Origin of the sequence: Crystallibacter permensis (assembly GCF_025960875.1) — a bacterium.
Lineage (GTDB): Bacteria > Actinomycetota > Actinomycetes > Actinomycetales > Micrococcaceae > Crystallibacter > Crystallibacter permensis.
This window is the reverse complement of sequence record NZ_JAODLR010000012.1, coordinates 110,859-136,397: the sequence shown is the minus strand read 5'-3', so window position 1 is coordinate 136,397 and position 25,539 is coordinate 110,859. Positions and strand designations below refer to the sequence as shown.

The window sequence follows — 25,539 nt, the reverse complement described above, 5'->3', positions numbered from 1 at the left end:
ATCCATACCCACGATTCTTCCAGCCACCGATCCCGGAACCCGGTAATTCACCCGGCGTTTTAAACCACCGGCCGGCTAATGACCCACGCTCCTAGAGAGTTCCGGGATCCGGTTCCGGCAGAAGTCCCAGCTGCATCATGAAATCCAGCTGGTCCCAGTAGAAGTGGTGGGAAATAATCAGGCCGCCTTTGGCTCGGGCAACATCACAGCTTCTGAGCCTGAGCTGCCGGCCAGTCGGCGGCACAGTCTCACCTGAGGGAGTGTGCATTTGGCCGGTGTGGGTCCCGATGAAATATCCCTCGTCAATTGCGACGCTTCCAGCCTCGTGCCTTTCAAGGGACTCGTAGAACGCGTCCGGAAACGCCTCTGTCAGCTGCGACATGTAGGTGCGGATGGCGTCACGTCCGCTGAGTTCGCCCTGGTCAGGTGTAACGGCCACCGCGTCCTCGGCATAGCAGGCAGCCAACGCCGCCAAATCCTTCGATGTCATGGCCGCGGTCATCCGGTCCATGATCTCCCGCACCTCACCCATGGGTTCCTCGCTTCATCAGGCGGCCCTACCGCATGCGCTCGGGCCACTTGCTGGCATGGCGCCTTCCTGCCAGCGCCCGATTATTTCTAGTACACGCCCGCGATCAGGGCAGGTCAATGGGGGTGGCCTCCTGTCCGAAATGGGGAGCAGTGCCGTGCTCGCCGGTCCTTCATGCGCAGGCGTCCAGCCGGCCTTTGACCAGATGTTCTCGGTACCCCGGCAAATAGTGCAACCTGCTGCGCAATTAGCGGACTGTGCCGGAATGTCACGCAGCAACATGCTGCGCAATATGTTCCGATGCGCAGACGGTGCATCGCGATGGCTAGTCGCTGCCCCCACCACCGCCTCCGTCCGAGCTGAGGACCGCTGCGCCTAAATCGGAATCCGCGGACGAGCCGTCCGACGTTCCGTCAGGATGCACCGATTCCTTACCCGCTACCCAGAAGAGCAGTGCCATAGCTCCGCCCCGCCCGTCGCTGTCGCTCCTTGATCGGGCCGTTGTCCAGATGCTTGTCGGTAGCGGCTTTCTTGCGCTGGGCAACGACGAGCATGGACACGATAGCGACTGCGAATGCGCCGCCGAGGGACACTGCTTAGATGCCGCCCCGCCGGAGTCGCAGCTGGAACTGCCTCCGGGGTCGACATGCCCTCCGAAAGTGCCGGTTGTGTAAGCTCCTGGACCGACCCAGCCAGGGCGCTGCCATGGGTGGATGTGCTTTTTCACCCTGCGGTCAGCCCGGGTCGCCAGTACCAGCCAGACGACGGCGGTCACCACGAGGACAGTCATGACGATGGCGAATTCCATATGAACTCCTGTCGTTGGCTTCAGCGTAGGGCTGAGCGAAGCGCGGACAATAGCCTGTACAGCGACCCGACGTCGAGTCAATTGGGGCCTACAGCTATACCGGCGGCACGGCCATGGGAGGATTTCCTTATGGGGAAAAGGATCGATGCCATCCCGCTTTGGCTGCGGCGGACCGGTATCGAAGTGCTCGGTTGGACCCTCATCCTGGTTGGTACCGCGATGCTCGTGTTGCCGGGCCCGGGTCTGCTCGCCATTGTGAGCGGCCTGGTGGTGCTCTCGGTGCACAACGCATGGGCAAAGCACCTGGTTGCCCGCGTCAAGATCCGTGCGATCAGAATAGCCATGAAGGAAGTGCAGACGTGGCCCCGCATCGTGGCTGGTGCCGTGGGCGGGCTCGGGGTTGTCGCTGCAGGTATCGTCTGGACCGCCCAGCCGGCCATACCGCGCTGGTGGACGTTCGGTGCGCAGCGGTGGCTTCCAGGAGGATGGGGCGTCGGAGTAGCCCTGATTGCCTCCGGCCTAATCGCGCTGCTGCTCCTACTCTATTGCTTTCGCAGATTCCGCAGGCCACGGACTTCATCACGCCGCAGGAACTTGGAGCTGTAGGTTCACCCGTTGGTTCAGACAGCACACCCAGCGTTTCGGAGGCCGCTGCCCGCGGCATCAGCCGCTACGTCACGGCTCCCGCACGTCGAAGAAGCGCTCATTCAGGAATTTGAGGTCCTCCCCAAGGGCTGCTAACTCCGTGCTTGTGGGCTTCTTGGGCGATGCGGCGGCTCGACCAGTTCTCCGTGTTGGCGTCGTGAAGCAGCACGGACAGGTTCCGGGCGGCGGATGCCTCGTTCAACGTCAGGCACCCGGCAGCGGGAGTTCGGATTGCTCCGGCGCCGGCTCGATCAGCTCGGGCCGTTGCCGACCAGTGGGGCCTGATCCGCCGCAGCTCCAACTACGAGCTCTACGGCGACCTGTCCACCCGTGTCATGCAACAGCTCGGGCGCTACACCGCCTGGCAGGAAATCTACTCGATCGACGAGTCTTTTCTTGGGCTGAACGGCACCCCGGAGGAGCTCGTGGAGCGCGGCAGGCAGATGAAGGAGGCTGTGGCCTCCCACGTGGGGCTGCCGGTCTGCGTCGGCATCGCGCCCACCAAGACCCTCGCCAAGTTCGCGAACCGGATCGCCAAGCAGAACCCGAACCTGGGCGGCGTCTGCAATCTGGAGACAATGCCTCCGGACGATGTGGATCGGATCATGTCCCGGGTTCCTGTCACCGGGATCTGGGGCGTTGCCGGCCGGCTTGGCAAGCGCCTTAACGCGCTGGGCATCTTCACCATCGCGGACCTTCGGGCGGCGGATCCGGTGATGATCCGCAAGAAGTTCTCCGTTGTGTTCCAGCGGTGCTCGAGCTGCGGGGCATTCCCTGCATTCAGATCGAGACGGGCCACGCGGACAAGAAGCAGACCATTTTCTCCCGGAGCTTCGCCAAGCCGGTCACCACCAAGGAGTGCATGCACCAGGTCATGAGTCTGTATGCCCAGCAGGCGGCCGTCCGGCTCGCCAAGGACAGGCAGTTGGCCAAGGTCATGACCGTCTTCGCCTGCACGTCGTTCTTCAACCAGCAGGCCGCATCCTTTCCCTCAGCGACCTTCCGGCTGCCCGCGCCCACCGCTGATCCGGTCCTGCTGTCCAAAGCCGCCATCGCCGCCCTGGAACCTCGTCTGGAGGAAGGGATGCCGTACGCGCGGGCCGGCGTCATGCTCACCGATCTCTCCCCGGCCGGAGCCCAGCCCAGTTCGAGGAGTTCGTCCCCGTCCACGAACGCCGCAATATCGGCGACATCATGGGGCAGATCAAAGACAAATACGGTGCGACCAGCATCGGACTTGGCCAAGCCGGCATGATGGAGACGCCGCCGGACTGGACGATGGCCGCCGGCACGGCACCCGTCACCCCGCTACACGACGGAGTGGGACGAGCTGCTCTTGGTCAAGGCCCGCTAGGTCTTATCGGCGCCTGAAATGCCCCTCGATTCGCCGTCCCCGGCGCACGTGCGGTTTCACCCACACCTCACCGGAGGCTGCGTGGGGAAGCGCCGAGGCCATGTCGATAACAGTCGGCCCCGACACGGCCAGGGCTGCTGTTCTCGCGCGGTTTTCGCCTTCGAAAGCGTGCATCATGAAGTCGAGCGCGTCAGGTGCAACCCCGGCCCCTACTGCCTCATCCCGCCAGCCGGATACCGCGGCGTCGACCGCCTGAATCCGTTGTACAGCTTGGTCCCGGGTCAGCCGGAATACGTGGGCGTGCTCAACCAGGAGCTCGATATTGCGGTCCGCCGGATCGTCCTCCGGTGTCAGGGGTGTTGCCGCGCTGTCCAGTCGGGAGGGGTTCACGTCGAAGGACGGCGACAGCCGCCAGCCGGCCCCCATCCGAAGCAGCCCGTGGTTGCGCATGTGGTCATCAATGTTGTTCACCATGGCCGTGAAGGCAGCGCGCGAGAAAAGGTCGGCGGCATCCGCGTCCGGGCTGGAAGAGATACCGGCGACTTTCGAGGCAAGAGTGGCGTAGTCCACGAGCTCGTGTTCGGCGATCCGGAACGCCGTCCTGAAGCTCATGTAAGGCAGCCGCCGCCCGCCCTCGCGGTCGAACCTCCGCGTGAGGAACACCGAGTGGTCACGACCCAGCGGGACTGTCTGCGACGGCTGGACCGTTATGCCGGCCTTGGCCTGCATCCGTATCGCAGCGAGCTCCCACGCTGAGATGTCGTAGACATCCGAGGTGCGCGGGAACTTCGCCAAGTGCATCGTTCCGTCCTCGTCGCGGACCCAGGCCTTTGGTTGCGCGCCGCCGGGGGATGAACCGACACCGATCAATTCTTTGACTCCTTCATCCACTTCACCGTTTTCAGCGAAACGGTTTGCGGCGTCGGCGAGCCTGGCAAGGTCGCGGATGCCAGCCCGTTCATGGGCGGGATCGAGGAAAACTCCCTTCCGACGGAACCGCAGCGCACCTTGCCGGGTTTCGTCGCTCACGGCCAACAGAAGATCAATCTCCGACGGTTGACGAAACTTCTCCCGACGATCGCGCGCGGCCCGGCGCATGCCGGCGTCAAGCAGGTTGCGGCCCCACCGGTCGGGGGCAGCGTCATCGAATGCCACGAAGGTGGTCCGGTGCGGGGGCGGCGTGTGGGGCCCCCGCTGCAAAGGCAGGTCGGGCGAGATCGCGAAGGCCCTGTCGTCGGCGAGCCAGTCGTCCAGGTAGGTGAAAGTCAGCGATGGGGCTTGGAACCCCGGGCGCACCTCGACCGCGCAAATTCCTGTTTGCCGGTCGTCGACCCAGACTTCGAAAGTCACGAGGACCGCCTGGCACGCTGCCGGCCGAGCAGATGGGCCCGCAACCGGCCCAGGTCAGTTTCCAAGGGGTCGGTGGCCGATTCCAGCCGCTCCGTGAGGTTCAGGATGTTCGACAGGGCAAGAAAACTGCCGAGACGGACCCCGTCGTCGCCACGTTCTATGCGGCGCAGTGTCGGCACTGAAATGTCTGCCCGCTCTGCAGCCAGCTCCTGGCTCAGCCCAAGCATGATTCGCCACTGACGCAGGTGCTCGCCCAATCGCTCGCTCGTTTCCATTACCACTCTCCCTAATGGAACTAGTCTATTGCCTTTCTGCGCATAACTGAAAGAGATAGTTGCGTTACCTCCAAGAGGGCTAGGCCGCCAAGACGCCCCTGCCCTCCGGCGCTCTGAGTCAGGCAGACAAGCGCCTTCACACGATGTCGCTGACCGCCTTGCCGTCGAACCGGCCAGCGATCTTGGCCGTCACGGACTTCATTGCCTGGCCCATCTGGCGCATGGTCAGTTCCGTGCCGTTGGACTTCAGACCTTCCACGGCGTCCTGGACGATCTGCTCAACCTCGGAGCGGGTCAGCGCTTTCGGCAGGTAGGCCTCGATGACCTCGGCTTCGAGAACCTCTGCGATAGCCCGGTTGTGTCGTCTGCCTCGGTGTAGATGCGGGCAGGGTCGTGGCGCTTGGCAGCTTCTTTCTGCAGCAGTGCGATGATCTGGGCGTCGGTCAGCTCGACCGGCGTCTTGCCGGACTTCTCGCAGCCAGGCTTTGAAGAAGTCAGGAACACCACGTCACAGCTGCCGCAGATGACGCCACCGTAGTGCCATGACAACGGCATTTGAAACCGCCCAAAGAGGCAAAGTGTGGGGAAAGTGTGGGATTGCCCTTAGGAAGAGACAAGAATCCCCGTTAATAGTGGAGCTTAGGGGAATCGAACCCCTGACCTTTTCATTGCGAACGAAACGCTCTACCAACTGAGCTAAAGCCCCGTGCCACTGCGTTCGATCATATGGCGGCTGGCTGCTTTGGAACAAGCTGAGGCGTCAAAAACCTTTACGCAGCCTCAGGACACGGCTGGCAATAACGAATCGGGAGCACTTCTCCTGCAGCCATGCTCACAACGTGCAACAGACCTAGAATCTGGTCATGGACGACAAAGTGCTCAAGGCCGTTTACACGGTCTTCCTGGGGGTCATTCTTGCGTTGTTCGTCGGTCTCGGCGTCCGCACCTTCTACCCGCCGCCTGAGATGCCGGAATTCCCGATCGAATTGTCCGTCCCGACGAATACGGAACCCACGGATGAAGAGCTGGCCCAGCAGCAGGAGGCCCAGCGGGAATACGAGATCGCGAACCGCGCCTGGATGGAGGAAAACGAAACCTACAACCGCAATGTCACCACCGTGGCGTTGGCTGCGTCGGTGGTCATGCTCGGCCTCAGCCTGCTGCTCGAGAAGCGGAACAGGGTTCTCGCCAACGGCGTCATGCTGGGCAGCCTCTTCACCCTGATCTACAGCATCTTCCGCGGCTTCCTGTCTGGAGACACCACGCTCACCTTCATCACGGTGACCATCGGACTGGCCATCGTGCTCTTCCTGGGTTACCGCCGGTTCTTCCAACCTCGGGCCCAGACCCGGGTGGAGGCTTCCGGCTAACGCCGCCGTCCCGTGCAGCTAAAACAGCAAGACCCCTGTATCTGCCAAGGATCGGCGGATTCAGGGGTCTAAGCATTTTTTGGCCAATTATGTCGGTCTTGGTCGGTAGGCTTTTTGTATGGACTTGAAACTGGGGGCGGTCAGCGAGGGCATGCATCCCGGGACTGCCTACGAGATGCTCCGCGGTGGAGCGCTTCTTGTTCCTGTCCGCAGGGTGGGCAATGGACTGATCCTCGTCGGCGTGGACGAGCAAGGTGCGTCAGCAGAGGCTGGGGAGGGCAACAGTGTCGGGCTGTATACGCGAGCATCCTTCCATGGCTGGAAGGCGGACTTGGACAGGCACCTCCTGACCGCGTTCTTCACCCGCCTGTACGGGAAGCGTTCGGCCCGAAACAGGGCTGCCCGCGCCATGCGCGCTGTGCAGCAAGGCGCGTAAGCCGTGGCTGCCGGCCGCAAGCCGCTGCGCACGATCGGCACAGCATTCGTCGCCGCCCCGCCTGCCGGAGCCCGGATCAGGACGCGACTGCAAACGAGCGAAAACGAGTCGGCGGCACTGGCCGAGATCGGCAACTTCCTCGGGGCGCTCTACCGGGAGGACTACGCCCACCGCGCCGCGCAGGGAAAGCTCTCACCCAAGGAGCAGGCCGGCTCCCGCCGCGAACGCAAACCCGGGCTGACCGCCACGACTTCCTCGCGCTGGGCCGGATCCATGACCCGGGACAGCGAGGACCAGTACCGCCTGGCGATGATGGCGGCCCGGCAGGAAGTCAAAGACCTGACAGCCGCCATTACCGCGATCGAAAAGCGTCTCGTCTTACCCGTCCGCGTGGCCACCACGGTGCAGAAAATCGCCCCGGGAACGAAGACCGGGTACCGGGACGGGCAGGAACACTTCCAGAAGACCCGCAGGCTCGCAGGGCTGCGCAACCGGCTCACCGATGCCATGGACCGCGTCGAGGCAGGGCTGCCCCGCGTGGTCCACGGAAGCGGAAGGCTCTGGCGGACCCGGCAGAGCCTCGACGCTGCCGGGTTGACGGAAGGACAATGGCGTGGACGCTGGGACGCTGCCCGGATGTTCCTCACCGCTGACGGGGAGAGCGGCGTGACCGGCGGGAACCAGACGATCAAGGTCCTGCCGGACGGCAGCGTGCATGTCAAGGTCCCCGCCGCCCTCGCGGACCGGTACGGCAGCTTCCTGCGTTTCCACGAACCCGTGCGGTTCAACCATCGTGCCCAGGAATGGCTCGACCGGGTTCAAGCCCGGCACGCGGTCCGCTATGACCTCTGCTATGACGCGGAGCGTGGGCGTTGGTACCTCGACGCGTCATGGAAAGCTCCCGAGGTCCCGGTGCCGGCCGTGGCCGCGCTCCGGGCGCACCACACCCTCGCGGTCGACCTCAACGCCGGCCACTTGGCCGCGCACGTGCTGGACGGGCACGGAAACCCGGTGGGGTCCCCGTTCACGGTCCCGCTCGCGTTGAACGGGAACCAGACACGCCGGGACGGACTCCTCCGGGAAGCGATCACCCGGCTGCTGGGCCTCGCGGAAGCACGCGACTGCAGGTCGGTCACCGTTGAGGACCTGAACTTTGAAGACGCCCGCGCCACCGGCCGGGAGACCATGGGCCGCGGGCGGCGCGGAAAGCAGTTCCGCCGCACGGTTGCGGGTATCCCGACCGCGAAGTTCCGGGACCGGCTCGTCTCGATGGCCTTCTCCCGCGGGCTGTGGGTCATTGCGGTGGACCCGGCCTACACCTCGAAATGGGGCGGGCAGCACTGGCTGAACCCCCTGAAGCAAAAGACTCCGCTGGCGACCCGGCACCATGCCGCATCGGTCGCCATCGGCAGACGGGGCAAGGGACACGCCCTCCGGCGCCGGTCGGACGGACCCCGCTCGCGACAGTGGACGCGGGCGGGCCTTCCGTTAGACCATGACGCGCCGGGGCTTTCCCCTGCCCCGTGCAGTGCCCTGCCGTGTACCTCCGGTTCGCCGCCCGCGCACGACGCGGGTCAGGCCCGCCGGAAAAGACCGGCAGGCGGTCCCCAACACCGTCCGGGGGACGCAACCCGCAGCAACTAAAACGGGTCAAAAAAGGAACGGTCTAAAGCTGTGTGAACAACAGGTCGGCGCTTTGCGGGCTCCTCTGACAGGGTCGCGGCGGGTTGTGCCGTTTCTCCTGCACCTCACGGGCACTTGCTTGTGGCGCGGCCCGTTCTGGAAACCATTTCAACAGAGCTCGGGCAATCCGTGCAATAGTTGGTTCATTAGTTGGTCAAACTGATCAAAGTAGGCAGGCTCTGCAGGACAGGAAGTGGTCATTTTGCAGCAACTCGACCCGACGGACCGCAAAATCCTCCTTGCGCTTGATGAGGATCCCCGGATTCCCGTCATGCTGCTCGCACAGAAGCTCGGGCTGGCCCGCGGCACGGTCCACTCCAGGCTGGAACGTCTGGCCGCGGCCGGCACGCTGCGCCCCAATTCAGCCCGGGTCGTTCCCGAAGCCGTCGGACGCGGCGTGACGGCCATGGTCAGCGCGGAGCTGGACCAGAGCAAGCTCAACGACGCCATCGATGCCCTACGGAATATTCCCGAGGTCCTTGAATGCCACGCGCCGGCCGGAGACACCGACCTGCTGCTGCGGGTGGTCGCAAAGAGTCCGGATGATCTGTACCGCGTCAGCGAGGAAATCAGGCTGTGCCCAGGCATCACCAGGACGTCAACGCAGATGTTCCTGCGGGAGGTCATCCCCTACCGCATCACGGGGCTGCTCCATGAGGAGTAAGCCGCCAGTGGGGCGAGCCGCCCGGCGGAAGGCTGCGGGGTCAGAAGAAGAAGTGCAGGATCACGCCGATGCTCCAGATGCTGCCGGCCGCGAAAGCGCAGCCCAGCTCTATCAGGATGCCGATCCCCATGGCTTTCAGCGCGACCGCACTCGAGTGCAGGGCGGGACGGAGTTCCCGCTGGCGCAGGTATTCGCTGAGCAGCAGGCCTACCGTAAAACCGACAAACAGTCCCACCACGGGGATGACGAACATCCCCACCAGGCCAACCACCACGCCGACCACAATGGAGCGGTTGGGAATCTGGCGGCCCTTCAGCCGCTTGCCGGTCAGGACGGCGCTGGCCAGCATGCCGGCAACCACCAGCACCGCGCCCAGGCCAAAGACCACCCAGCCCACCGTGTTCTGCAGGACCAACGCCCAGATGAGCAGGCTGACGCCAATGGTGATGGCCCCGGGCAGCACGGGAACAATGATTCCGGCAACGCCGACGGCGATGAGCAGTCCGCAAACGAGCGTGACGATGATCTGGGCTTCCATAGCCCCAGCCTATGCGGAACGGTCCGTGTGGCCCGGTGGCGCCGCACTGAATGTCGGATGGGATGCGCCCTCGGTGGGCTCCGCCGTCGTTAGTCTTTCTGTTTTCGCGCCCTGCCGCTTGCCACGGTTCCTGCGCCAGACCAGGCAACCCAGAACGCCCAGCAGTACCACCACAATAACGACGGCGGCGACCGGGGACGCGAGGACCAACGCCACCCATGCGGCGATCGCTGCCATCCCCACGGTCGCGTAGACGATGGCCCAGAGGAGACTGCCAAGCACGACGGCGGGCAGGAACCGGATCATGCGCATCCTCGCGATTCCGGCGCTGCTGACCACCGCGGTCTGGATGCCGACGGTGAGGAAGCACAGCGTGACCGCGAAGGGACCGAAGGTGTTCATGAACCGCTCGGCACGCTTCATGACCGGGCCGTTAAGGTGCCGCTCGAACCGGGTATGGCGCCCGCCGGCGGCGATTCCACGGCCGAGCCAGTAGGTGGCGTTGGAGCGCATCATGGCGACGCAGAAGAGCGCCAGAATTGCCCAGCCCAACGGAAGGTCGAGGAAAATATCCACAGACTTCCTTTCGCCGCTGCTGCCCCTGACACCTAAATTCTACAGCCCGTAGAAACATTGGGGAACTGATCCCACACCGCGTAACCGCCGGTTCCACCCGCATTATTCCGTTACTGCCCTACTGCACGCCCTTGATCTTCACTACGAACACCGCGCCGAGCAGGCCCACCACGGCGGCGAGCACAAACAGCGCGGTGTAGCCGCCCAGATAAAGCACCACGGGGGCCGCCACCAGCGGAGCGAAAACCTGCGGCAGCGAGTTCGCCACGTTGATCACGCCCAGGTCCTTGCCCCGGTCCGCCGCGCTGGGCAGCACCTGGGTCAGCAGGGCGAAGTCGACCGCCAGGAACATGCCGAAACCGGCGCCAAGCACCGCCGCCGCCACGAGCGCCATGGGCCAGCTGGGCCAGAACGCGACCAGGATGGATGCCGTCGCAATGGTCACCGCGGAGGCGATCACGAACGGCTTCCGCCTGCCCAGCCGGTCGCTCCACGGTCCGCCGATGACGGCGGTAATCATCACCATAATCGCGTAGATGCCGGTCAGGATCAGCACGCCAACGGCCGGATCGGCGTGGCCCACGGCGTCCTGCAGGAAGAAGAACAGGTAGAGCGTGAAGAGGTTGTTGCCCAGGTTGACCAGGAACCGCGTCAGCCACGCCCATCCGAAGTCGGGGTATTTGGCCGGGGAGATGTAGAAGCTCTTCAGGAACCGGCCCCACACAAACGGCGGGCGGAGGGCCGGATCCAGCGGTGTGTCCCGGCCCTTGACCAGGAACGCGATGATGCTTACGCCCAGGAAGACCGCGCAGTAGAGGTAGCCGAGGACAAAGCCGCCGGCGAGATTGGCCAGCACCACACCGAAGACGATGCCCACGGTCTGGCCCATGGCGGCCAGACCGCCCACCTGCCCGCGCTGCAGGGTGGGCACCTTGTCCGGAATGGTGGCGGTCACCGCGGCGTACGCCCCGTTGCAGCCGGCCTGGACCAGACACCAGCCGATCACCATGACGGCGATGTTCGGTGCCCCGGAGAGCATGAGCAGGGCGGCGAAGGCAAGGATGGTCCCGCCGAGGACCCACGGGACGCGGCGGCCCAGGCGCGAGGTGGTGCGGTCGCTGAGCGCCCCGGCAATTGGGTTGGCCACCAGCGATACGGCCGCACCGAACCCGGTGGCCAGTGCCAGCACGGCTTCCTTGTTGGCGGCGTCGAAACTTTGCGACTGCTGGGCCAGCAGCACCTGCAGCGAGGCAAAGAGGACCGCGTTGATGCCCAGATTGGTCAGCAGGATGGCGGTGATCCAGCCCGGACCAACTTTCCGGGTGGGTTCGCTGTAAACGTCCGGGGCCGCAGGAAAGGCCTGCCCGGTCTCGCCCGGATCCTGGATTGCCACCGCTCGCTGCGCCCCTTACTGCCCGGCGAACTGCGTGATGAAGCCCGCCCCGATCGTGGCCACCATGGCCACAACGACGAGCCAGACGAAGGGTGTTTTGAATCTGCGCATAGTCTTCATGATGGAACCAGTTTAGGCCCCGCGGTCAGCCGACCGGCGCGCGGCCGGATTGTTTAGCGAGCTTCTTCAGCCCCACCGAGACCTGCACCGGCTCCGGCCAGCGCGGCGGCAGGTTGTCCCCCAGCGTGACGCCTTTGAGCTTGCGCCCGAACATCGGCACCACCCAATCCCGCAGCCAGGCCCGTTCCGCCCGCGCCAGCTCTCGCCAGCCGGCCCGCTCCAGCGGCTCCAATTGCTTGAGCTTGAGGGTGTGCAGCACGCCGAGCGCCGAGAGCACCTGCGCGGCCATGTATTTGTGCCCCACCGGAGACATGTGCAGCTTGTCGGTGTCCCACATCCGCGGGTCCTGGTAGATCTCGAACGCCCAGTGGTCAACCAGCAGCGCATCGTACCGGCGGGCAATATCGCGCACCGCCTCGTTGTACAGCCAGTTGCGGCGCCGCATCGGCTCGAGCACCGGCGGCAGCATCACGTCGAACCCGGTGAACAGCAGCAGCTGCGCGCCGGTGGAGGCCAGCCGCGCCACGGCATTTTCGTACTGCTGCAGCAGGGCATCCATGTCCTTGCGCAGTTCCAGGATGTCGTTGCCGCCGGCGTAAAAGGAAACCAGCGTCGGCTTCATCGCCACGGCGGGCTCGATCTGGTCCGCTACGATCTGGTGCAGCCGCTTGCTGCGCACCGCGAGGTTGGCGTAGCGGAACTCCGGATCCTGCTTGCCCAACTGCTTCGCCACCCGGTCCGCCCAGCCGCGCACCCCGTTGGGGAACTTGGCGTTGCGGTCCCCCACACCCTCCGTGAAACTATCCCCGAGCGCTACAAATAGACCTGGCACGCGCCCCACGCTAGCCGCGCACGGCAACGGCCGGGCAAACACCGGGTGAACTTCCGCGCCCCAAGGCGGAGCGGAATATGCTGTAACCATGAGCGCTGATTCCACTACCGTGTCTGCTTCCGCCGAAACTGCTATCACCGGAGCGACCGGCTCCCTGGGCGGCATGGTTGCCCGGCTGCTCTCCGAGGCGGGAGTTCCGGCACGACTGATCGTGCGGGATGAGGCCAAGACCCCGAAACTTCAAGGAACGACGACGGCGCAGGCCGACTTTGGCGACAAGGCCGCCTCCCGCCGTGCTTTGGAAGGCATCAAGACGCTCTTCATGGTCTCCGCGTCCGAGTCCGAGGACCGCCTTGAGCAGCACTCCACATTCATCGACGCCGCCGTCGAGGCCGGCGTGGAGCACATTGTCTACACCTCGTTCTTCGGTGCCGGGCCGGAGGCCACCTTCACCCTGGCCCGGACCCACTACGCCACCGAACAGAAACTGCGGGAAACGGGCCGCAAGCACACGCTGCTGCGGAACAACTTCTACGCCGACATCCTGCCGCACTTCGCCGACGAGAACGGCGTCATCCGCGGCCCGGCCGGTGACGGCAAGGCCGGCTTCGTGGCCCGCGAGGATGTTGCCCGCGCCGCAGCGGCGATCCTGCAGCAGCCTGTGGCACACGCCGGTTTCGTATACGAGCTCACCGGGCCGGAATCAATAAACCTGACCGAAGCGGCAGCCATCATTGCCGACGCAACGGGCCGGCCGACGTCGTTCCTCAATGAAACGGTGGAGGAAGCGTATGCCTCCCGGGCGCACTACGGCGCGCCGGGCTGGCAGCTGGACGCGTGGGTAAGCACCTACACGGCGATCGCCAACGGCGAGCTGGACAAGACAACCAACGACGTCGAGCTGCTCACCGGCCGTCCGCCGCTGAGCCTCCGGGACCTGCTTACCCAGTAGGTCCCGCTCCCCGGGAAACCTACGCGTTCCAGAGTCCGTAGGAGTCGGCCAGCGAGGAGATCTTTTCGGCGCGGGCCAGTCGCGGCAGGTAGGAGCCGTCGCCCACCACGGCGCCGGCGGCATGTGCCTCCAGAAGTTCGTGCGCCCAGCGGATTTCGGACTCGCTCGGCGAAAGCGACTTGTTGATCGTGTCAGCGGCATCCAGCAGCAGGCACAGCTTGCCGGTCATGCCCATGGACGCCGTGACCTTGCAGGCCTGCTTCAGGTCATCGCCCAGCGCGCCCACGGTGGGGCCGTCGATCGGGCCGGGCAGCTGCCCCACGCGGGACGCGATCACCAGGCGGGAGCGTGCGTAGGCCAGCGCCATCGGATCGTCGCTGGCGCCGGTGTCTTTGCGGAAGTCGCCCACGCCGAAGGCCAGCCGGAAGGTGCCTGGAGCGCACGCAATGTCGGTGGCGTTCTCAACGCCGATGGCCGATTCGATGAGCGCGAGCACCGGTGTGCCGGCCTGCAGCCGCATGGCGGTGTGGGTGACCTGGTCCGGGCGCTCGGTCATGGCCAGCATGACACCGCGCAAACCCGGAGCCTTGGACAGCGCGGCGAGGTCATCGGCCCAGTACTCGGTATCGATGCCGTTGACCCGGACCCAGGCCGTCATGCCGGTGGACAGCGCTTCCACCACGCGTTCGCGCGCTTCAGCCTTGCCTGGCGCCGGCACTGCGTCTTCCATGTCGAAGATCACCGAATCGGCTTCCGACGCCAACGCCGGAGCGAAATTGCCTTCGTCGGCGGCCGAGGCGAGGAGCCAGGAGCGGGAAAGTTTTGCAGGCAGTGCTGCGGCGCGGCTGTTTCTGAACGTGGGCATACCTAGAGCCTACTTAACGCGGGCGCAACCGGCTAACATCCTGAGTGAAGAATGCGGTCAACATCACGCGATCCACGCGGTTTGGGGTGCCCACCGCCCGGCGCCCGGTCTGCGTAGCAGCTGTGGCTTAAGGTGTGACTATGGCGCAGTTGAAACCCCGCACCACCGACGCTTTGTCCGACGCCGAGACCAAGCGGCTGGCCCGGGCCCTGGCGGACAGCGATGATGTGACCGTTTTCGTCAACGGCACCACGGTGAAGCTTCCCGCCCAGGCGCGCAACGCCGTCGTCGATGTTTTGCAGCGCTTTGCCCAGGGCGACGCGGTCATGGTCAGTTCGGCCGAGGATCTGCTCAACACCTCGCAGGCGGCCGAAGTCGCCGGCGTTTCGCTCACTTACATGCGGCGGCTGACCGATGCCGGGACTATCCCAGTGGAATACCGCGGCACGCATCGGCGCATCCGGCTGCGCGATGTGCTTGCCTGGCTCGCAACCCGTGAGCAGAAACAGCCGCAGGGCTGAGCGAACGGCGCATTCCCAGCCTCACGTGAGGGGAAACACAGGGCGAGACGGCCGTTGTGGGGAATGGTCGCGGGGAAGTACGTGGTTATCCACGGTGCACGTACTACTTTGCTAGGAGATTTTCATGAGCATCAAGGTCCTGACCCTCGTCGGCAGCCTTCGCAGCGATTCCATCAACCGCCAGCTGGCCGAAACCGCCGCAACGGTTGCCCCGGAAGGTACCGACGTACGGATCTACGACGGCCTCGAGAACATCCCGTTCTATAACGAGGACCTGGACGTTGAAGGTTCTGTTCCGGCAGCGGCCGAGGCACTGCGCGAGGCCGCCAAGGAAGCCGACGCCGTGCTGCTGGTCTCCCCCGAATACAACGGCACAACCCCGGCCGTGCTGAACAACGCCATCGACTGGCTGTCCCGCCCGTTCGGCGCCGGCGCTCTGAACGGCATGCCGGCGGCCGTCATCGGCACCTCCCCCTCGCCCTACGGTGCGCAGTGGGCGCACGACGACGCCCGCAAGGCGCTGGGCATCGCCCAGGCCAAGGTGCTCGAGGACGCCAAGCTTTCCATCGGCGCCCGCTTCGAGGTCTTCGCCACGACCCATCCCAAGGACCACGCCGAATCGGCCGCCGAGATCGCCGGCGTCGTCTCCGCCCTGGCCGGCGCGGTGGAACTGGTCAACGCGTAAGCATCGTCACGAGGCACCGAGCGGAGAGCCGCCGCAGTTGGCACCAGCCAGTGCGGCGGCTCTCCGCTTTTGCTTTCCGGGTTCTGCACAGGCGCGGGAGCCCTTAGGCTGAGGGTCTGGCAATACCACCAACGCTTCAGAAACGATCACAGGAGGTCCCGTGAGCGTAGAACTTGCTCCGATCATTGAGTTGCGGAACGGCGCCAAGCTGCCGTTTCTAGGCCTTGGCACCTGGCCCATGGACAATTCCGAAACGGCCGATGCGGTAGAGGCTGCCCTGAAAATCGGTTACCGGATGATCGATACCGCCGAGAACTACGGCAACGAACAAGGAGTCGGCGACGGCCTGCGGCGCAGCGGGCTGGACCGCAGCGACGTCTTCCTGACCAGCAAGTTCAACAAGGAATGGCACAGTTACGACGGCGTTGAGCAGGCTTTCGACGCCAGTGCCCGCCGGCTGGGCGTCGAGTACATCGACCTGCTGCTCATCCACTGGCCCAATCCCGCCCAGGACCGGTACGTTGATGCTTTCGCGGGCATGACAAAGCTGCTGTCGGACGGCCGGGTCCGGGCCATCGGCACGTCGAATTTCAAGCCGGCCCATCTGCAGCACCTTTTCGATTCTGGCCTGGTGCCGGAGGTCAACCAGATCCAGCTGGACCCGCGGCACACCCGGCAGGACATCGTCGCCATCCACCAGGAGCGCGGCATCGCCACCCAGGCCTGGAGCCCCATCGGCCGCGGCGGCGCCCTGCTCAAGGAGCCGGTCATCACGGAGCTGGCCGAAAAGTACCAGAAGACACCGGCCCAGATCGTGCTGCGCTGGCACACCCTGCTGGGGCACGTCGTCATCCCCAAGTCGTCGAATCCGCAGCGGCTGGCAGAGAACTTCAGCATCTTCGACTTTGTCCTCACCGGTGACGAGCTGCGCCGGATCAGCGCCATGGACACCGGCGACGAGGAAATTCTCGACGCCGACAGGTTCGGCCACTAGGCGACCGGACACACAGCTGGGCGGCTCCCCGCGTAGGGAACCGCCCAGCTGTTGGCGATGTGCCGGCTGCTACTGCACGGTCATGGCATCCACGTCGGGCGCGCTGTCCACGTACTCGTACTTGACCATCAGTTCGCCCATGTCACTCAGCACCTGTGTGGGCACTTCGCCGTCGAACGTTTCCATCTTCAGGTCCTTGGCCACGGCCTCGTCCATGCCCATAAACTTCGGCAGCACGGCCCGCACGCCTTCCGGATCCGCCTCCGCCGCGGCCAGAGTCTCGGTCACTGCAGCCTTGAAGTCCGCCACAATTTCCGGGTTCTCCTCCGCGTAGCTGCCGCTGGTGAACGTCACCATGGTCGGCAGGCCGGGCAGGGCCTTCTGGTTCGGGTAGCCCACCAGCTTGTAGTTCTCGTTGGCCAGCGCCCGTGACTGGAATGGCTCCGGGATCCAGATGGCGTCAACGTTGCCGCGTTCCAGCTGCGCTTCCATATCAGGGAAAGGCATCTCACTGAACTTCAGCGCTGACGGATCTCCGCCGTCGATTGCCGCGCTCTCCATGATCGTCAGGTCGCCCTGCGTCTTGAGTGTGTTGACGGCGGTGGTCTTGCCTTCCAGATCCGCAAAATCTTCGATGCCTGAGTCCGCCTTGGTCACCACGGCGTTGATGTCTTCGCCTTCAGCTTTGGAGTTGCTGTAACCGGAGACGATCTTCATGTCCAGGCCCTTGTTGACGGCGGTCATCACCGACAGTGGGTTGCCCACCGCGAAGTTCATTGTTCCGGTGGAGACGGCCGGCAGCATCGCTGCGCCGCCCTGGCCCGTCTGCAGCTCCACATTCAGTCCGTACTTCTCGAAAATCCCCTCATCGATGCCGTACTGCATCGCGGCGGAGGGGGCAATCGTGAGGACTCCGACGGTGACGTCCTGCAGACCGCCGCTGGCGCCAGCGCTACCTTCCGGCGCCTCTGATCCTGAAGGTGAACCCGAGCCGCAACCGGTCAGGGCCAGGGCGATAATGGCGCCGCCGGCAAGAACTTTGGAGAAATGCCTTTTCATAACGAGCCTCTTCCTTGAGGTGGGTAGTGTGACTTCGCCCGGACGCTGACTTGTCCTGGCGTGGGGTTAGGCGTAGAAGCGGGCGAGGAATTCCGCGACGACGGCGGGGCGTTCTTCGCCTTCAATCTCGATGGTGTTGCTGGTCTTGATCTGCACGCCGCCCTTGACCTCGGTGACTTCGGCAATGACGGAGTGCAGCCGGACCTTGGCACCGACCTTGACCGGATTGGTGAAGCGGACGCGGTCCAGCCCATAGTTGACCTTGGTCTTGACGCCCTCGACGTCGAACAGCTCGCTCCACAGCGGGATGATGAGCGACAGGCTTAGGAAGCCGTGAGCGATCGGGGCGCCGAAGGGACCGTCCTTGGCCTTCTCCGGGTCGGTGTGGATCCACTGGTGGTCGTTGGTGGCGTCCGCGAAGGTATTGATCTGGTCCTGGGTGATCTCCAGGTAATCGGTGTAGCCGAGGTCCTTGCCAACCAGTCCGGACAGTTCTTCGAAAGTGACAACGAGGTTGCTCATAAGATGCTCCTGAAAAGTAGATGTTTACGGTATTGACGAATATCTAGCGGAAAGCGCCCTTGCCCGTGATTGCCCGCCCGACGATCAGCGCATTGATCTCATGCGTGCCTTCGTAGGAATAGACGGCTTCGGCATCGGCATGGAAACGTGCGACGTCGGTGTCCAGCGTGATCCCGTTGCCGCCGACCACTTCGCGGGCCAGGGCGACGGTTTCCCGCATCCGGGCGCAGCAGAACATCTTGGACAACGCGGAATTCTCATCCGCATAGATGCCCTGTTCCTGCTGCTGGGTCAGCCGCACCACCATGCCCAGGGAAGCGGTAACGTTGCCCAGCATGGTGGCCAGCTTCTCCTGGACCAACTGGAAGCTGCCGATGCTCTTGCCGAACTGCTCGCGCTGCTTTACGTAGCGCACTGCTGCCTCATAGGCCCCGGCCTGCAGCCCCGCGGCAATCCAGGCCACGTCCGAGCGCATGTTCCGCAGCATTGCGGCGACGTCGGCAAAGGAGTTGACGTTCTGTAACCGCGCAGACTCCGGCACGGTGACATCCCGGAAGTCGATATCGGCATTCTGCATCAGCCGCAGCGAGGTCTTCCGGTGGATCTTGGAGATGGTCACGCCCGGCGCGTCGGTGGGAACCAGGAAGGCCTTGACCTGCTGGTCTGCCTCGTCGCGGGCAAAAACTGCCAGCACGTCGGCGGAGGCGGCTCCCCCGATCCAGCGTTTGGCGCCGTTGATGGTCCAGTTGTCCCCGTCCCGCCGGGCACTGGTTTCCAGCCCGCCGGCGATATCCGAGCCGTGGTCCGGTTCGGTCAGCGCGAAGACGCCTTTGTACTCAAAGGAGCGGATCTTCGGGTCCAGCTCCGCGGCCTGCTCGGCGCTGCCGCCGAGATTGATAGCGGTGCGGAACAGGCCGGACTGCGCGTTGTAGAACGTGGCCACGGAAGCATCCGTGCGGGCCAGCTCGAAGTTTCGGAAGCCCGCATAGAGTCCGCTGGCGGCCGCACCGCCGTCGCCGGGCTGCGAGGGCTCCATCAGGTTCAGATCGAACAGCGGCTGCGCAATCTGATACGGAAACTCTCCCGCTTCCCAATACTCGGCCAGCAGCGGGTGGACCTGCTCGTCCAGCACCTTGCGCAGCCGTCCCAGCACCGCCAGTTCATTCTCGGTAAGCAGGGACGAGAAGCCGTACTGGTCCGACGGGTAGAAGCGTCCCGCCGCGGCTCCGGTCCGTACGTCCGCAGCCACGCTCATGCCTTTTTCCCGGCCTTGAGGCCGAGCAGCTTCACGGCGTTGGCCTTCAGGATCTTCGGCCGGACTTCGTCCTTCAGCGGCAGGTCGGCGAACGCGCTGAGCCATTTCTGCGGGGTGATCAGCGGGTAGTCGGTGCCGAAGAGTACCTTGTCCTGCAGTACCGAGTTGGACATCTTGACCAGCGACTCCGGGAAATACTTCGGGGACCAGCCGGAAAGGTCGATGAACACGTTTGCCTTATGCGTGGCAATCGAGTTCGCCTCGTCCTGCCAAGGCACCGAGGGGTGGGCCATGATGATCTGGAACTCCGGGAAGTCCGCTGCGACGGCGTCGAGCAGCAGCGGGTTGGAATAGGCCAGCTTGATCCCGTAGCCGCCGGGCAGTCCGGCGCCCATGCCGTTCTGGCCGGTGTGGAAGATTGCCGGCAGACCGATCTCCTGCAACGCCTCCCAGAGCGGGTAGTACCGCTCATCGCTTGGGTCGAAGCCCTGCAGGCTGGGGTGGAACTTGAAGCCGCGCACGCCGTAGTCGCCGGCGAGCCGCTTGGCCCGGTCGATCGCATCCGCACCGGTCAGCGGGTCGACGGAGCCGAACGGGATCAGCACGTCGTTGTTCCGCGCCGCGCCCTCGACAATGTCCTCGATGCTGTTGGGCTCGCGCTTGAGCTTGGTCCGCGCGTCGACGGTGAAGACGACGGCGGCCATGTTCAGCCCGCGGTAGGTTTCCGCGATGCTGTCAAGGGACGGCGTGCGCTCCTCGGCCTTGAAGTACTTGCTCGACGCGTCGTTCAGCACCGGAGGCAGGGACACATGGCCGCAGTTGTCGATCTCCACATGCACGTGCATATCGACCGCTTCGATTGCCGAGGCGTCGATCCCGAGTTCGTATGCCGTCGCTGCCATGTTTACTTCGCTCCCGCTGCCTCGGGCTGCAGGTCGGCGGGCAGTTCCGGGAAGGTCTCGCCTACGCTCTGCAGCCGCTCGCCGAAGAGATCGTCGAACCGCTCGACCAGTTCCTCGTAGCTCCAGCCGCCGTCCTTGTACTCGGTGGCTACGGCTTCCGGGTGCGACCACAGCTGCAGGCGGTCGCCGCCGATCCCGATCGCCTGGCCGGTTACCTTGGCCGCGGCGTCGGAGGCGAGGAAAGCAACCAGGCCGGCAACGTCGTCGGCCGTTCCAAAGCCCAGGTCCTTACGGAAGAAGTCCGGCATGGCCTCGCCGCGCTCGTCGGCCTCCACAGCCTTCTGGAAGAACGGCACGGTCTTGGTCATGGCCGTCGCCGCCACCGGAATGATCGCGTTGGCGGTGACGCCCGCCTTCTTCATTTCCAGCGCCCACGTGCGGACCATACCGACAATGCCGGCCTTCGCGGCGGCGTAGTTGGTCTGGCCGAAGTTTCCGCGCTGCCCGGTCGGGGACCCGATGGTGATGATGCGGCCGGCGACGTTGTTTGCCTTGAAATAGGCGTAGGCCTCGCGGACGCAGGTGAAGGTCCCGCGCAGATGCACGTTGATGACCAGGTCGAAGTCTTCATCGGTCATCTTCAGCAGGGACTTATCCCGCAGCACGCCGGCGTTTGTGACCAGGATGTCCAGCCCGCCGAAGGACTCGACGGCGGTATTGACCAACTGCTGCGCGGTCTCGGTGGAACCGACGGGAGCGACAACGGCCACGGCCTTGCCGCCGGCACCGGTGATGCACTCGACGGCCTCGCCGGCTACCTGCTCGTCAACATCATTAATAACGACGGCGGCCCCCTGGCGGGCGAGCTCCTGAGCATAGGCTAGACCCAGTCCGCGACCGCTACCGGTAACAATGGCTACTTTTCCTGCCAGTGACATCTAAAGCTCCTTCGCTTCCACCGGCCTTAGACCGGTGTTTCGGGGTTATCCTGAACTAAGACCAATGACAACGTATATCATTGAAAAAGTCAACAGTATTGAACCAATCAACGGATGAGGAACGATGTCCGCACAAACGACGACCAGAGGCAACGACGCCGACCTGGCCGAGAACGCAAACGGGGCCCAGCGTCTCCACACCACCGAGCTGGCCAACGAGATCGAGTTCCTCACGGCCCGGGCCCGGTCCCTGGGGTCAGGCCGGGCCAACAATATGCTCGCGGAGCTGGATTTGAAGGTCCGCTCCTATTCGGTCCTCTCCCTCGCGTGCAGCGGCCAGAATCCTTCGCAGCGCGAACTGGCGGACTTCCTGAGCCTGGATCCCAGCCAGATCGTCGCCCTGGTGGACCAGCTTGAGCAGCGCGGTGCAGTCGCCCGCGAAACGGACCCGCGCGACCGTCGCTCCAAGGTCATCGTGGCCACAACAGCGGGCCGGAACCTCTACAAGCGGGCCGAAGCGATCGTCCGCCGCTCGGAGGACCAGTCCCTGTCAACGCTGTCGCTGCAAGAACGCGAAACCCTCCGCGATCTGCTCAAGCGCATCGCGTTCTAGGCAGTTCTACCTCCAGAAAGCGCCGGCCTCCCCATCGGGATGGCCGGCGCTTTCTGTTGTGGACGGGCGTATCAGGCCGCGCCAGAACCTGCGCTGGAATCAGTCTGGACCGCAGCGGCGGGCCGGTGGCCCTGCTTGGCGAGCTGGATCTGTTCGTACACGTGGTGGCGCAGTTCGGTAAAGCGCGGCAGCGAGCGGGTGTTCAGCTGATCGCGCTCGTCCGGCAGGTCGATGGTCAGGTCTTCCTGGATGACTGTCGGCGAACTGGATAGGATGATCACCCGTTCACCGAGGTAGACGGACTCGTCGATATCGTGGGTGACGAACAGGACGGTGACGCCGAGTTTGCGCCAGACGGTGCGGATCAGGTCTTCCAGATCCGCACGGGTCTGCGCATCCACGGCCGCGAACGGCTCGTCCATGAGCAGCACCTCGGGCTGGTACGCCACGGCGCGGGCGATCGCCACGCGCTGCTGCATACCGCCGGACAGCTGCCACGGGTAGGACTGCGGCACGTGGGATAGCCCGACTGCTTCCAGCGCGTCATCGACGAGCTTGTCCCGCTCGGCCCGAGGCACGCCCTGGTTCTTCAGCGGCAGCTCGACGTTCTCGCGCACCCGCATCCAGGGGAAGAGGGAGCGGCCGTATTCCTGGAACACGACGGCCATCTTCTTCGGCGGCCCGGAGACGGGCGTGCCGTTCAGCAGCACTTCACCCTCGGTCGGGGCCATCAGGCCCGAGATGCACTTCAGGAGCGTGGTCTTGCCGGAGCCGGACGGGCCGACCAGGCAGGCCAGCTCGCCGGCCTTCAGGTCGAAGGTCAGGTTCCGGACGGCCTCGATGTCGCCGCCGTCGGTCTTGTAAACCTTCTTCAGGTTGCGGACCGAGAGCATAGCCTCGTTCCCCGGCAGGGTCTTGCCGGCCGGGGCCGGGGTGGTTCCGGGAGTTGTTTCAGACTGCATTTTCTACCTCTCGCAGGCCGTGGTACCAGCGCAGCACACGCCGCTCGGTCCACTGGAAGATAAATGACAAGGCGACACCGATCAGGCCCAGAACCACAATGCCGGACCACATTTCCGGAATCGCGAAGGACCGCTGGAACTGCACGATCGTGAAGCCCAGCCCCGAGGACGAGGCGAACATTTCGGAAATGACCATCAGGATCAAACCGATGGACAGGCACTGGCGGATACCGGCCATGATCTGCGGCCCGGCCGAGGGAAGCACCAGGTACTTGATCCGCGCCCAGCCATGGATGCCGTAGGTGTGGGCCGAGTCGGAGAGCACTCCGTCGATGGCACGGACACCTTCGATGGTGTTCAGCAGCACCGGCCATACGCAGCCGGAAATGATCACCGCGACCTTCATGCCGTCCGTGATGCCCATCAGCAGCATCAGCACCGGCACCAGGACCGGCGGCGGAATGGCGCGGAAGAATTCGAGCACCGGTTCCGTCAGGTCCCGCAGCCACTTGACCGAACCGATCAACAGGCCCGCGACAATGCCGATGATGATTGCCGAGGCAACCCCGACGACCAACCGCCCGATACTGGGCAGCACGTCCGAGAAGATCCGCTCCCCGAACCACGTCTCGGCGAAAGCCTCGGCCAGCAGCGCCGGGGTCGGAACGAAGAAGTTCGTCTCCCCCAGCGTCGAGGCCCACCAGATTGCCACCAGGATCAGAGGCAGCGCCAGCAGGTATCCGAGAGTCTTCAGGAACCTCATACGATCACCTCCGAACGGATCGAGGAATGCCAGGACAGGGTCTTGCGTTCAATGAAACGCATGACCAGATTGATGACGACGCCGATCAGGCCCGTCGCGAGTACCAGCGCGTACATCCCCGAGATCGCGCCACCGGACTGGGCCAGGGCAATCTCGCGGCCCAGTCCCGGGGAACCGATCACCAGTTCGGCGGTGATCGCCAGGATCAGCGCCACGGAAGCGGCCAGGCGGATGCCGGTCATCAGGTACGGCAGCGCCGTCGGGAACACGACGTGGCGGACCCGGGCCATGGCGCCCAGTCCGTAGGACTTAGCGGTCTGCATCGCCACGTTGTCCACATCTGCGACCCCGTAGAGCACCTGGATGAAGACCTGCCAGAACGACGCGTAAACCACCAGCATCAGGGTTGATTCGATCTTCACGCCGAACAGCAGCACGGCCAGCGGGATCAGCGCCACCGAAGGGATCGGGCGGAGGAACTCCACGGTCGAGTTGGTGAACTTCCGCAGGAACATCGACGAACCGATGATGAAGCCCAGCACCACGGCCAGCACGATCGACATCACCAGGCCGATCGCCCAGGCCAGCATGGTTTCGCCGACCGCTACCCAGAACGCCGTCAAACCGAAATCGGTGATCAGTGCCGCGATGACCTCACTGGCCGGCGGCAGGAACCGCGGCTCAACGATGCCCACGCGTGGAATCAGCTCCCACAGCAGCAGGAACCCGATAATGCCCGCTATCCCGAGCAACTGTTTTGACGGCAGCTTCTTTGCTGGCTGCTTTCTGGCCCGTGGGATGGGCGCAGCACTATTGGTTGTTACGGCTTCTTGGGTCATGGCAGCAGCTCATCCAGGTTCGGGGCCTCGCTCAACGTGCCGTACTTTGCGGCCGCTTCGCCGAGCGCCTGGGCCGCTTCGCGGCTGAACTCCGGGCGGTACTCTGGCAAGGTCAGTTCCGCGAGGGTTTCAGCATCGATTTCGGTGTAGGTTCCGACAATGTCGCGGACTTCCTGCGGGTTCTCCTGCGCGTATTCAAGGGACTTATTCATGGCCCTGGTGAACTTCTCCACCAGCTCCGGCTCGCTCTGAACCTTTTCGGAAGTTGTAAAGTAGCCGGCAATGTCGAGCTCCGGGTGCATTTCCGTGAAGTTCCATGACACCACACGCGCTCCCTCGGACCGCGCCTGGGTTAGGAACGGATCCAGGATCCACGCGGCATCAACCTGCCCATTTTGGAGCGCGGCGGGAGCATCGGGGAAAGCGACTTCCACGAAGTCGATGTTGTCCGGATTGCCGCCGTCCTGCTCGACGACGTGCTTGATGGTCGTATCGCCGATATTGGAGAGGTTGTTGACCGAAACGGTCTTGCCTTCGAGATCCGCTGCGGACTGGATGTCGGAATCCTTAGGAACGACTACGGCGCCGAAGCCCGCTCCTTCCTCACCGGTGGTGGAGGCGCCATTGGCAACGAACTGCAGGTCCAGCCCTTTGTCATTCGCGACCATGACCGAGATCAGGTTGGAGAAAGCGAAGTCAAAACTGCCGCTGACCACGCCGGGAACGATTGCGGCTCCGCCGGTAGCGGTCTGCAGATCCAGCTCAAGACCTTCTTCGGCAAAGAAGCCCTTCTCGTCACCGAGCCAGATGGGCGCCGTATCTACAATGGGGATTACCCCGACGGAGATCTTGGTCAGTCCGCCGCTACCGGCGGGCGCTTCGGATCCGCCGCCGCTCGGGGAGCCACTGCCACAGGCAGAGAGGGCGAGCACTGAAACTGCGGCCACGAGCGCGGTCAGTCTGCGTTTCATTTTCTACTCCTTAGTGATCCCTGAGAGACCCGGGAAAACCTGAATGTTCGCGCAACGAACAAATGTTCACCCATCAGTCTGCGCGACTCCTATTGTGACGTCAAACACATCACTTCATCGTTATA

General features: G+C 64.3%; 31 protein-coding genes and 1 tRNA gene. 12 read left to right on the top strand and 20 right to left on the bottom strand.

Annotation, left to right across the window (positions count from 1 at the left end; genetic code table 11):
- Positions 1-91 precede the first annotated feature (91 nt).
- Positions 92-532, bottom strand: coding sequence for an ester cyclase (locus B0G38_RS14705; RefSeq protein WP_264670088.1), 441 nt, complete (start codon positions 530-532; stop codon positions 92-94).
- A gap of 934 nt (positions 533-1,466) precedes the next feature.
- On the opposite strand from B0G38_RS14705, the gene B0G38_RS14700 reads away from it, so the two are divergent.
- The 3 genes from B0G38_RS14700 to B0G38_RS14690 all read left to right on the top strand — a co-directional run bounded on the left by B0G38_RS14700 (position 1,467) and on the right by B0G38_RS14690 (position 3,237).
- Positions 1,467-1,943 carry a PGPGW domain-containing protein gene (locus B0G38_RS14700; RefSeq protein ID WP_264670087.1) on the top strand — a complete coding sequence of 159 codons (477 nt, stop codon included), beginning with the start codon at positions 1,467-1,469 and terminating at the stop codon, positions 1,941-1,943.
- 269 nt (positions 1,944-2,212) lie between these two features.
- Positions 2,213-2,860: a Y-family DNA polymerase gene (locus B0G38_RS14695; RefSeq protein ID WP_264670104.1), complete on the top strand. Its 648-nt coding sequence runs from the start codon at positions 2,213-2,215 to the stop codon at positions 2,858-2,860.
- Entirely contained in the window at positions 2,845-3,237 is a 393-nt protein-coding gene (locus B0G38_RS14690) for a DinB/UmuC family translesion DNA polymerase (protein ID WP_264670086.1), read from the top strand. Before B0G38_RS14695 ends, B0G38_RS14690 begins: the two co-directional genes overlap by 16 nt.
- Positions 3,238-3,339: 102 nt before the next feature.
- Here B0G38_RS14690 and B0G38_RS14685 read toward each other — a convergent pair whose 3' ends face one another.
- The 5 genes from B0G38_RS14685 to B0G38_RS14670 all read right to left on the bottom strand — a co-directional run bounded on the left by B0G38_RS14685 (position 3,340) and on the right by B0G38_RS14670 (position 5,667).
- Positions 3,340-4,686 (bottom strand): type II toxin-antitoxin system HipA family toxin, encoded by a 1,347-nt coding sequence (locus tag B0G38_RS14685; protein WP_264670085.1) that lies wholly within the window; start codon positions 4,684-4,686, stop codon positions 3,340-3,342.
- Positions 4,683-4,961, bottom strand: a complete 279-nt coding sequence (locus B0G38_RS14680; RefSeq protein WP_169996827.1) for a helix-turn-helix domain-containing protein — start codon at positions 4,959-4,961, stop codon at positions 4,683-4,685. The genes B0G38_RS14685 and B0G38_RS14680 overlap by 4 nt, the downstream gene beginning before the upstream one ends.
- Positions 4,962-5,097: 136 nt before the next feature.
- Positions 5,098-5,271 (bottom strand): GatB/YqeY domain-containing protein, encoded by a 174-nt coding sequence (locus B0G38_RS23250; protein ID WP_319801254.1) that lies wholly within the window; start codon positions 5,269-5,271, stop codon positions 5,098-5,100.
- Positions 5,256-5,516 carry a hypothetical protein gene (locus B0G38_RS23245; RefSeq protein WP_319801253.1) on the bottom strand — a complete coding sequence of 87 codons (261 nt, stop codon included), beginning with the start codon at positions 5,514-5,516 and terminating at the stop codon, positions 5,256-5,258. The genes B0G38_RS23250 and B0G38_RS23245 overlap by 16 nt, the downstream gene beginning before the upstream one ends.
- Before the next feature lie 78 nt (positions 5,517-5,594).
- Positions 5,595-5,667, bottom strand: a tRNA-Ala gene (locus tag B0G38_RS14670).
- 157 nt (positions 5,668-5,824) lie between these two features.
- On the opposite strand from B0G38_RS14670, the gene B0G38_RS14665 reads away from it, so the two are divergent.
- From B0G38_RS14665 to B0G38_RS14650, 4 genes are all read left to right on the top strand, one after another.
- Complete coding sequence (locus B0G38_RS14665) at positions 5,825-6,331, top strand: hypothetical protein (protein WP_264670084.1); 507 nt, start codon at positions 5,825-5,827, stop codon at positions 6,329-6,331.
- A gap of 118 nt (positions 6,332-6,449) precedes the next feature.
- Positions 6,450-6,767 (top strand): hypothetical protein, encoded by a 318-nt coding sequence (locus B0G38_RS14660; RefSeq protein ID WP_264670083.1) that lies wholly within the window; start codon positions 6,450-6,452, stop codon positions 6,765-6,767.
- Positions 6,768-6,770: 3 nt separating this feature from the next.
- A complete protein-coding gene (locus B0G38_RS14655) occupies positions 6,771-8,411 on the top strand; it encodes a hypothetical protein (RefSeq protein WP_264670082.1) in 1,641 nt (546 codons plus the stop codon).
- Positions 8,412-8,643: 232 nt separating this feature from the next.
- Positions 8,644-9,114: an Lrp/AsnC family transcriptional regulator gene (locus tag B0G38_RS14650; protein WP_264670081.1), complete on the top strand. Its 471-nt coding sequence runs from the start codon at positions 8,644-8,646 to the stop codon at positions 9,112-9,114.
- A gap of 40 nt (positions 9,115-9,154) precedes the next feature.
- Here the strand turns inward: B0G38_RS14650 and B0G38_RS14645 are convergent, their stop codons facing one another.
- The 4 genes from B0G38_RS14645 to B0G38_RS14630 form a co-directional block, all read right to left on the bottom strand.
- Positions 9,155-9,652 carry a DUF456 domain-containing protein gene (locus tag B0G38_RS14645; protein ID WP_074700665.1) on the bottom strand — a complete coding sequence of 166 codons (498 nt, stop codon included), beginning with the start codon at positions 9,650-9,652 and terminating at the stop codon, positions 9,155-9,157.
- Between the two features lie 9 nt (positions 9,653-9,661).
- Positions 9,662-10,228 carry a DedA family protein gene (locus tag B0G38_RS14640; RefSeq protein WP_264670080.1) on the bottom strand — a complete coding sequence of 189 codons (567 nt, stop codon included), beginning with the start codon at positions 10,226-10,228 and terminating at the stop codon, positions 9,662-9,664.
- A 118-nt stretch (positions 10,229-10,346) separates the two neighbouring features.
- Positions 10,347-11,615: an MFS transporter gene (locus B0G38_RS14635; RefSeq protein ID WP_264670103.1), complete on the bottom strand. Its 1,269-nt coding sequence runs from the start codon at positions 11,613-11,615 to the stop codon at positions 10,347-10,349.
- A gap of 151 nt (positions 11,616-11,766) precedes the next feature.
- A complete protein-coding gene (locus B0G38_RS14630) occupies positions 11,767-12,663 on the bottom strand; it encodes an SGNH/GDSL hydrolase family protein (RefSeq protein ID WP_413542073.1) in 897 nt (298 codons plus the stop codon).
- On the opposite strand from B0G38_RS14630, the gene B0G38_RS14625 reads away from it, so the two are divergent.
- A complete protein-coding gene (locus B0G38_RS14625) occupies positions 12,662-13,525 on the top strand; it encodes an SDR family oxidoreductase (protein ID WP_264670079.1) in 864 nt (287 codons plus the stop codon). The genes B0G38_RS14630 and B0G38_RS14625 overlap by 2 nt on opposite strands.
- Positions 13,526-13,544: 19 nt before the next feature.
- Here the strand turns inward: B0G38_RS14625 and B0G38_RS14620 are convergent, their stop codons facing one another.
- Positions 13,545-14,390, bottom strand: a complete 846-nt coding sequence (locus tag B0G38_RS14620; protein WP_264670078.1) for an HpcH/HpaI aldolase/citrate lyase family protein — start codon at positions 14,388-14,390, stop codon at positions 13,545-13,547.
- A 140-nt stretch (positions 14,391-14,530) separates the two neighbouring features.
- On the opposite strand from B0G38_RS14620, the gene B0G38_RS14615 reads away from it, so the two are divergent.
- The 3 genes from B0G38_RS14615 (at position 14,531) to B0G38_RS14605 (ending at position 16,590) form a co-directional block, all read left to right on the top strand.
- Positions 14,531-14,911, top strand: coding sequence for a helix-turn-helix domain-containing protein (locus B0G38_RS14615; protein WP_264670077.1), 381 nt, complete (start codon positions 14,531-14,533; stop codon positions 14,909-14,911).
- 124 nt (positions 14,912-15,035) lie between these two features.
- Positions 15,036-15,596, top strand: coding sequence for an NAD(P)H-dependent oxidoreductase (locus tag B0G38_RS14610; RefSeq protein WP_264670076.1), 561 nt, complete (start codon positions 15,036-15,038; stop codon positions 15,594-15,596).
- A gap of 160 nt (positions 15,597-15,756) precedes the next feature.
- Positions 15,757-16,590: an aldo/keto reductase gene (locus B0G38_RS14605; protein ID WP_264670075.1), complete on the top strand. Its 834-nt coding sequence runs from the start codon at positions 15,757-15,759 to the stop codon at positions 16,588-16,590.
- Between the two features lie 69 nt (positions 16,591-16,659).
- Here the strand turns inward: B0G38_RS14605 and B0G38_RS14600 are convergent, their stop codons facing one another.
- The 5 genes from B0G38_RS14600 to B0G38_RS14580 form a co-directional block, all read right to left on the bottom strand.
- Positions 16,660-17,649, bottom strand: a complete 990-nt coding sequence (locus B0G38_RS14600) for an ABC transporter substrate-binding protein (protein WP_264670074.1) — start codon at positions 17,647-17,649, stop codon at positions 16,660-16,662.
- Between the two features lie 66 nt (positions 17,650-17,715).
- On the bottom strand, positions 17,716-18,171 hold the full coding sequence (locus tag B0G38_RS14595; protein WP_074700654.1) for a MaoC family dehydratase: 456 nt from the start codon (positions 18,169-18,171) through the stop codon (positions 17,716-17,718).
- Between the two features lie 43 nt (positions 18,172-18,214).
- Positions 18,215-19,426 carry an acyl-CoA dehydrogenase family protein gene (locus B0G38_RS14590; protein ID WP_264670073.1) on the bottom strand — a complete coding sequence of 404 codons (1,212 nt, stop codon included), beginning with the start codon at positions 19,424-19,426 and terminating at the stop codon, positions 18,215-18,217.
- Positions 19,423-20,328, bottom strand: a complete 906-nt coding sequence (locus B0G38_RS14585) for an amidohydrolase family protein (protein ID WP_264670072.1) — start codon at positions 20,326-20,328, stop codon at positions 19,423-19,425. The genes B0G38_RS14590 and B0G38_RS14585 overlap by 4 nt, the downstream gene beginning before the upstream one ends.
- Before the next feature lie 2 nt (positions 20,329-20,330).
- Entirely contained in the window at positions 20,331-21,266 is a 936-nt protein-coding gene (locus tag B0G38_RS14580; protein WP_264670071.1) for an SDR family NAD(P)-dependent oxidoreductase, read from the bottom strand.
- Positions 21,267-21,390: 124 nt separating this feature from the next.
- Between B0G38_RS14580 and B0G38_RS14575 the strand changes: the two genes are divergently transcribed.
- Entirely contained in the window at positions 21,391-21,879 is a 489-nt protein-coding gene (locus B0G38_RS14575) for a MarR family winged helix-turn-helix transcriptional regulator (RefSeq protein ID WP_264670070.1), read from the top strand.
- A gap of 71 nt (positions 21,880-21,950) precedes the next feature.
- On the opposite strand, the gene B0G38_RS14570 is transcribed toward B0G38_RS14575, so the two are convergent.
- The 4 genes from B0G38_RS14570 to B0G38_RS14555 are packed head-to-tail and all read right to left on the bottom strand — an operon-like array spanning position 21,951 to position 25,414.
- Positions 21,951-22,841: an ABC transporter ATP-binding protein gene (locus B0G38_RS14570; RefSeq protein ID WP_413542072.1), complete on the bottom strand. Its 891-nt coding sequence runs from the start codon at positions 22,839-22,841 to the stop codon at positions 21,951-21,953.
- On the bottom strand, positions 22,831-23,604 hold the full coding sequence (locus B0G38_RS14565; protein WP_169996862.1) for an ABC transporter permease: 774 nt from the start codon (positions 23,602-23,604) through the stop codon (positions 22,831-22,833). The genes B0G38_RS14570 and B0G38_RS14565 overlap by 11 nt, the downstream gene beginning before the upstream one ends.
- Positions 23,601-24,443 carry an ABC transporter permease gene (locus B0G38_RS14560; protein WP_264670069.1) on the bottom strand — a complete coding sequence of 281 codons (843 nt, stop codon included), beginning with the start codon at positions 24,441-24,443 and terminating at the stop codon, positions 23,601-23,603. The genes B0G38_RS14565 and B0G38_RS14560 overlap by 4 nt, the downstream gene beginning before the upstream one ends.
- Positions 24,440-25,414, bottom strand: a complete 975-nt coding sequence (locus B0G38_RS14555) for an ABC transporter substrate-binding protein (protein WP_264670068.1) — start codon at positions 25,412-25,414, stop codon at positions 24,440-24,442. The genes B0G38_RS14560 and B0G38_RS14555 overlap by 4 nt, the downstream gene beginning before the upstream one ends.
- Between the last annotated feature and the right edge of the window lie 125 nt (positions 25,415-25,539).

Coding starts and splice junctions, on each gene's coding strand:
- B0G38_RS14705 (WP_264670088.1), bottom strand. CDS start 532: ATGGGTGAGGTGCGGGAGATCATGGACCGGATGACCGCGGCCATGACA.
- B0G38_RS14700 (WP_264670087.1), top strand. CDS start 1,467: ATGGGGAAAAGGATCGATGCCATCCCGCTTTGGCTGCGGCGGACCGGT.
- B0G38_RS14690 (WP_264670086.1), top strand. CDS start 2,845: ATGCACCAGGTCATGAGTCTGTATGCCCAGCAGGCGGCCGTCCGGCTC.
- B0G38_RS14680 (WP_169996827.1), bottom strand. CDS start 4,961: ATGGAAACGAGCGAGCGATTGGGCGAGCACCTGCGTCAGTGGCGAATC.
- B0G38_RS23245 (WP_319801253.1), bottom strand. CDS start 5,516: ATGCCGTTGTCATGGCACTACGGTGGCGTCATCTGCGGCAGCTGTGAC.
- B0G38_RS14665 (WP_264670084.1), top strand. CDS start 5,825: ATGGACGACAAAGTGCTCAAGGCCGTTTACACGGTCTTCCTGGGGGTC.
- B0G38_RS14660 (WP_264670083.1), top strand. CDS start 6,450: ATGGACTTGAAACTGGGGGCGGTCAGCGAGGGCATGCATCCCGGGACT.
- B0G38_RS14645 (WP_074700665.1), bottom strand. CDS start 9,652: ATGGAAGCCCAGATCATCGTCACGCTCGTTTGCGGACTGCTCATCGCC.
- B0G38_RS14625 (WP_264670079.1), top strand. CDS start 12,662: ATGAGCGCTGATTCCACTACCGTGTCTGCTTCCGCCGAAACTGCTATC.
- B0G38_RS14630 (WP_413542073.1), bottom strand. CDS start 12,663: ATGGTTACAGCATATTCCGCTCCGCCTTGGGGCGCGGAAGTTCACCCG.
- B0G38_RS14620 (WP_264670078.1), bottom strand. CDS start 14,390: ATGCCCACGTTCAGAAACAGCCGCGCCGCAGCACTGCCTGCAAAACTT.
- B0G38_RS14615 (WP_264670077.1), top strand. CDS start 14,531: ATGGCGCAGTTGAAACCCCGCACCACCGACGCTTTGTCCGACGCCGAG.
- B0G38_RS14610 (WP_264670076.1), top strand. CDS start 15,036: ATGAGCATCAAGGTCCTGACCCTCGTCGGCAGCCTTCGCAGCGATTCC.
- B0G38_RS14600 (WP_264670074.1), bottom strand. CDS start 17,649: ATGAAAAGGCATTTCTCCAAAGTTCTTGCCGGCGGCGCCATTATCGCC.
- B0G38_RS14595 (WP_074700654.1), bottom strand. CDS start 18,171: ATGAGCAACCTCGTTGTCACTTTCGAAGAACTGTCCGGACTGGTTGGC.
- B0G38_RS14590 (WP_264670073.1), bottom strand. CDS start 19,426: ATGAGCGTGGCTGCGGACGTACGGACCGGAGCCGCGGCGGGACGCTTC.
- B0G38_RS14585 (WP_264670072.1), bottom strand. CDS start 20,328: ATGGCAGCGACGGCATACGAACTCGGGATCGACGCCTCGGCAATCGAA.
- B0G38_RS14580 (WP_264670071.1), bottom strand. CDS start 21,266: ATGTCACTGGCAGGAAAAGTAGCCATTGTTACCGGTAGCGGTCGCGGA.
- B0G38_RS14575 (WP_264670070.1), top strand. CDS start 21,391: ATGTCCGCACAAACGACGACCAGAGGCAACGACGCCGACCTGGCCGAG.
- B0G38_RS14570 (WP_413542072.1), bottom strand. CDS start 22,841: ATGCAGTCTGAAACAACTCCCGGAACCACCCCGGCCCCGGCCGGCAAG.
- B0G38_RS14565 (WP_169996862.1), bottom strand. CDS start 23,604: ATGAGGTTCCTGAAGACTCTCGGATACCTGCTGGCGCTGCCTCTGATC.
- B0G38_RS14560 (WP_264670069.1), bottom strand. CDS start 24,443: ATGACCCAAGAAGCCGTAACAACCAATAGTGCTGCGCCCATCCCACGG.
- B0G38_RS14555 (WP_264670068.1), bottom strand. CDS start 25,414: ATGAAACGCAGACTGACCGCGCTCGTGGCCGCAGTTTCAGTGCTCGCC.